Origin of the sequence: Intrasporangium sp. (assembly GCF_051961875.1) — a bacterium.
Classification (GTDB): domain Bacteria; phylum Actinomycetota; class Actinomycetes; order Actinomycetales; family Dermatophilaceae; genus Intrasporangium_A.
Genome location: NZ_JBQCCV010000246.1, coordinates 1 through 5,337 on the forward strand (window position 1 = coordinate 1; position 5,337 = coordinate 5,337).

The 5,337-nt window shown below is 70.5% G+C and carries 3 protein-coding genes; all 3 read right to left on the reverse strand.

The window, feature by feature from the left end; translation table 11 throughout:
- Nucleotides 1–114: 114 nt before the first annotated feature.
- The gene (locus ACTHJJ_RS14630) at nt 115–453 is read right to left on the reverse strand and encodes a VOC family protein (RefSeq protein WP_440303673.1); all 339 of its coding nucleotides are present in this window, start codon (nt 451–453) and stop codon (nt 115–117) included.
- 91 nt (nt 454–544) lie between these two features.
- Complete coding sequence (locus ACTHJJ_RS14635) at nt 545–1,984, reverse strand: MFS transporter (RefSeq protein ID WP_440303674.1); 1,440 nt, start codon at nt 1,982–1,984, stop codon at nt 545–547.
- Nucleotides 1,985–3,027: 1,043 nt separating this feature from the next.
- Nucleotides 3,028–5,337: cell wall-binding repeat-containing protein (locus ACTHJJ_RS14640; protein ID WP_440303675.1), on the reverse strand; the 2,310-nt coding region annotated here is incomplete at its 5' end.

The window sequence follows — 5,337 nt, forward strand, 5'->3', positions numbered from 1 at the left end:
CCTGGAGCACCCCGACCACCACGCCGGCCAGCATCGGCCTGCGCAGGTCTCTCAGTTTCGAGGCTGTCGGCCAACCGAGACCGGCTCGATCGTGGGCGGGATGCTCATGTGCGGTCATTGCGTTCCCCTCCAATGGTCGGCGTGTTGCCAGCCGGCCCTGCCACCGGTCACCGGAATCGTGGCGCTGGCGCCGGTTCGGTGTGGCATCGGATCGTCGAGCCGTACGTCGAGGTGGATCCGTCCGCCCAGGCTAGGCAGCTCACCGGCAGGGCTGACCCACACGTGGAGGCCGTCCCGACGTCCCAGCAGGACCGACTGGTGGGCGCGGAGGGTACCGTCAGCGATCGCGTCCAGGTCGGCCGGGTCGATGGCGAGCCCGAGGGCAGCGGACCAGAACTGGGCCAGCTCGGCGGGCTTCCTGGTATGGATGGTGATGGCTTCGAGGTGAGGCACGGTTTCTTCCTTCGTAGCTGGGATGTCCGGGGCCGGGACGCCGGGACGCAGGATGCCGTCCAATGGGATAGGGGTCTGCTGGGTTTTGGTCTCATCGGCGCACGAGGGTGGCGGCCAGGCCCGCGGTGGCGACCGCCACCATGGCGGCGGCGGCGAACGCGGTCGTGAATCCGGCCGTGAACCCGTTGCCGGTGGTGAGCGCGATGGTGGTGAAGGTCGCGGTGCCCAGGGCCGCGCCGACCTGCGTGGCGGAGCTGGCGAGTCCCGAGGCCAGCCCGGTGTGGGTGTCGGGTGCCGCGGAGGCGATGACCATGGTGGTGGGGGTGAAGGACAGCGCGACACCTGTCGCGACGAGCAGCAGTCCGGGCAGAACCGCGATCGGATAGCTGGACCCGGTGGGGCCGTACGCGATCCATAGATGGCCGGCCGCGAGGATGGCGAGGCCTACGACCATGCTGCGGCGGGGGCCGATCGCACGGAGTACCCGAGGCAGCAGGGCGAGGTTGACGACGAACCCGGCGAGTGAAGTGGGGACCATGGCGAGGCCGGCGTGCTCCGGTGTCATGGTGAGCGCTTTCTGCAGGTAGAGCGCGATGAGCACGAACGTCGAGGCTCGAGCGGCGCCGCCTAGGACGGCGAGCGCGACGCCTGTCGAGAGCACTGGGGACCGGAACAGCTCGAGCGGGACGAGCGGGTCGGCGGCGTGGCGCTCGATGGCGATGAATGCGAGCAGCAGCGCTCCTGCGGCGGCCAGGGTGATGAGGACGCTGGGTGCGGTCACGCCGTGGTCGGCGGCGCCGAGACCGCCGTGGACCAGGGCTATGACGGCGGCGGTGATTGTGACGGCGCCGGAGGCGTCGAAGCGACGATGGGCGCCGCGGGCGGTGTCGTCAAGGACGCGGCGGGCTAGCGCGACGGCGGCGACCGAGGCGGGGACGGTCACGAGGAACACCGACGACCAGCCGAAGGTGCCGGTGAGCAGTCCGCCGGCGAGCACGCCGGTGGCGCCGCCGACGGCCGAGGACGCGCCCCAGAGGCTCATCGCCCGGGCGCGATGCTCACCGGGGAAGTTCAGCATCAGCAGCGACATCGCGGCGGGGCTGAGTGCGGCGGCGCCCGCTCCCTGGATGACTCGTCCGGCGACGAGCATCCACTCGCTGACCGCGGTCGCCGCCACGAGCGTGCCGAGCGTGAACGCGGCAGAGCCGGCAATGAACATGCGGCGCCGGCCCAGCAGGTCGGCGACCCGGCCGAAGAGCAGCAGCAGGCCGCCGAAGGTGAGCACGTAGGCGTTGATGATCCAGCTCAGTCCGGTCGGGCTCAATGCCATGTCGGCCTGGATGGAGGGCAGCGCGACATTCACGATCGAGGTGTCGAGCATGACAACGAACTGCGCGGAGACGAGCAGCCCGAGGCCGACGGCTCGGCGCCGGCTCTCGGAGCTTTCTGCGGTTATGCCCTCGGCGGTCGAGCGCGACGTGCCCGCCGGCGTGGGAGTGGTGGTCGGCGCGGTGGTGGCGGTACTGGTCATGATTCTCACCTGGTGGTGGACGGGGTTCGGGTGTCTTCACCGTTCCGTGCGGAGCGCACGGCTCGCACCGGCGAGATCGCCGGGATCACCGGCGATCGCCAGTGCCATCAACCGGAAGCCGGGGCCCCGGGCCGCGAGTTGCTCGGCTCGCGCCGGCAGGCCCAGCCGCCCTTCTCGTGCGGCTCCGCGTTCCCGGAGTGAATCCGGCGGCCGGGCCGCCGGTCCGGTCAGATGCGTTCGGCAGCAGCTGGGTTTGGCAGCCTGGGCCATGAACCGCTGAGCCAGCCATGCGGCGTCGTCTTTGACGAAGCCGAGCAGGGCCGAGCCGCGGGTGTGGTGCCACGGGACCCCGATGAACGATAGCCAGGCACTGGGCTGACGCTGCGTTCGTAGCGAACCCCCGCGCCGGCGACGGCGCCCTCGATGTCGATCCAGGAGTAGTCCGAGCGGAACCGGGTCGCCCAGATGATCGTCGCAGGCCGGGTCTGGGTGTGGTCGGCGAACGTCGCCGACGCCGTGCGTACCCGCAGCGGTGCGATGACGGGGCTCACCCTCTGCGAGCTCACCTGCCCGCCGGGCTGCTCCTGGTGACGTCAGAAGCACGGTCGACCGCGCTGAGGTCCTCGACGTGCTGCGCACCACCTGACCAAACGTCGATCGACAAGGCGGACGAACGGCATGTGGGTGTCCGCGGACGACGGTTCGCTGCTCTGCTGTCAACTCGGTGAAGGCCGCTGCCCATCTGTTCAACGGCGAGTCCACGAGAACGACCTCGTCGTCGCGGCGCGGGCTGCCATGGCAGAAGACCACCGGTCCGAACCCGTCCACGTGCTGTACGAACGGGTGCGGAAGGTCGTCGAGGAGCTGCACGTGCTCGTCGCGCAACTGCGGCGCGGCCCAGGGCGTGATGTCCGTCCGGCATCGCGACCTTCTCGCGCCGGCGTGGCGCGACCAGCTCACGATCAGCGTTGCCCTTGACCATGTCTGTACGCCCTCGCAAAAGTGGGAGCAGGAAAGACACACAAAAGCGCCGGCCCGGCCGGTTATGCAGTCCAGCCCGTCGAGGAGCGCTTGCCCGTGACGGACACGATCGACTCCCACCTGCTCCCCAGGCCGATGCACCACGTCCGGTCGGGGCAGTCCACCGCGTCCAGGGCGCCGAACTGCTCCAGCACCTTCATCGGCATCGTCCAGCGCGACCCGTCGTAGGCCGCCGCCCGCCCGAACGGGTCCACCACGAGGCAGAACCCGGCTGCCTGGCACGTGACCGCCTCGGGGCCTATCGAGGGTTCGATGCGCGTCCACCGCGACCCGTCCCACCGGGCCACGGCCATCCCGACCGCGACACACATCCGGCTCGAGCTGCACGACACCCGCCATACCGGCTCGTCCGGGAAGGATGTCGGGGCCGAGACCGCCGCGCCGTTGAACGTGTAGAGCCGGCCCAGCCCGTCGGTGACCGCGCAGAACGTCGGCGACGGACAGTCCACGTCGACCATCGGAGTGCCCGAGGCGACGATCCGTAGCCGCGTCCATGCGGTCCCGTTGAACGTCTGCAGGTAGTCGTTCTCGTGGACGGCTGCGCAGAACGTCGGCGACGCGCACGAGACCGCCCGCAGTGGCGACGTGGTTGGCACCGCCCGCCAGGTGGCGCCGTCGAAGACGAACGAGCCCGTCGGCCCGACCGCGACGCAGAACGTCGTCGTGACGCACGAGACGGAGCGCAGGCCGCCGTCACCGGCGAGGAACTGCGGCGCGCTCCAGCTCGACCCGCCCCACCGGGAGAGCCCGCCCTGGCTGTCGACGGCGAAACAGAACGACGAGGTCACGCACGAGATGTCCTGCCCGGTCCCGGTCACCGGGTCGGCCATGACCGGTCGCGACCACGACCCGCCGCTGAGCACCGAGGCCTTCTGGGCGTCGACCGCGACACACGACCCGGCCGCGACACAGTCGACCTGCGCGTTGCCGGCGAACACGGACGCGGACCTGGTCCACGCACCGTCAGACAGGACGGCCACGTTTCCCGCGGTGAAGGTGACGCACCAGCCGACCTCAGGGCACGAGATCGACGAGAACGTCTTGAGCCCGGCGACGACGACCGGGGTGGACCACGTGGCGCCGTCGAAGGTGTTGACCTTCCCGGCGTAGTCGGTCACGGCACAGAAGGCTGCGGACGCGCACGAGATGGCCTGCGCGTTGCGCCGCTCGGGCGCCGTCGGGACGAGCTTGGACCAGGTGCCCGCCTTCGCGTCGAGCGTGGCGACGGACCCGTGCGCGTCGAGCACGGCGCAGAAGGACATGGTCGGGCACGAGATCGATACGAGGCCGACGTCCCCGAAATACGGCGACCTCACCCATCCGGTCCCGTTGAAGACGTGCGCGAAGCCCGAGCCGATTGCCGCACAGAAGGTGCTTGACGGGCACTCGACCGCCGTCAGCCCTGAGTAGCCGGGCGCCGTCGTCGCGGACCATCCCGTCCCGTTGAAGCGGTACACCCGGCCGCTGTAGCTGACCGCGAGACAGAACGAGGTTGAGGCGCACGAAACGCCCCTCAGGTAGCCGCCGGTCTCGAGCGCGACCGGCTTGGTCCACCCGGTTCCGGTGAACGTCACCGCGTACCCGCGTTCGTCGACCGCCGCGCAGAAGGACGTGGTCGGGCACGAGATCGACTGCAGGCCCCCCTGCCGGGGCCGGACCGTCTTCGCGTCCGCCCACGCGATCCCGGACTGGGTGACCAGCAGCGGCCCCGTCGCGGTCCACGCGGCGGTCGCGGTCTCGGGGACGACAACCCGGTAGACATTCGACCCGAAGGAGTTTCCGCCCACCTGGCCGCGGTACCAGCCGTCGCTGTCCGTCAGGACAGACTCAAGCGTGAACCACGCCTCGCCCGGGTGGACGTTCCATCCTTCCTTTCCGGGCGCCGACCGGAACTGCAGCAGCACGCGCCGGGCGATGTATTTGTCGCCCGTCTTGACCCGGACCGAGACCGGCTGAGATATGCCGGTCTCCATGGTGACCGGCACCGTGGACCACGCCGTTGTGGTCGTGGACATCTTCGGTGCCGGCTGGCTCGGGCCGGTGCAAGTCTTCACGCCGACGTAGGTGACGTCAGGGCCACCGAGGGCGACCTGCAGAGCCGGGGCGAACTGCGCGGCGAACGCCGCGGTCGGCGCCGGCGCGCACGTCCCGCGCGTGAGCAGGATCGGGGCATTGTTGACCCGGGCGGCCGGGGTGCCGGCGAGCGCGTCCGGAAAGTTCGCCCCCGGGGCGTGGAACACCACGTCGGACCCCTTCGGCCAGACCCCGCGGGCCAGGCGGGCCGCGGTGTCGTACCGGTCCGTGCCGGCATA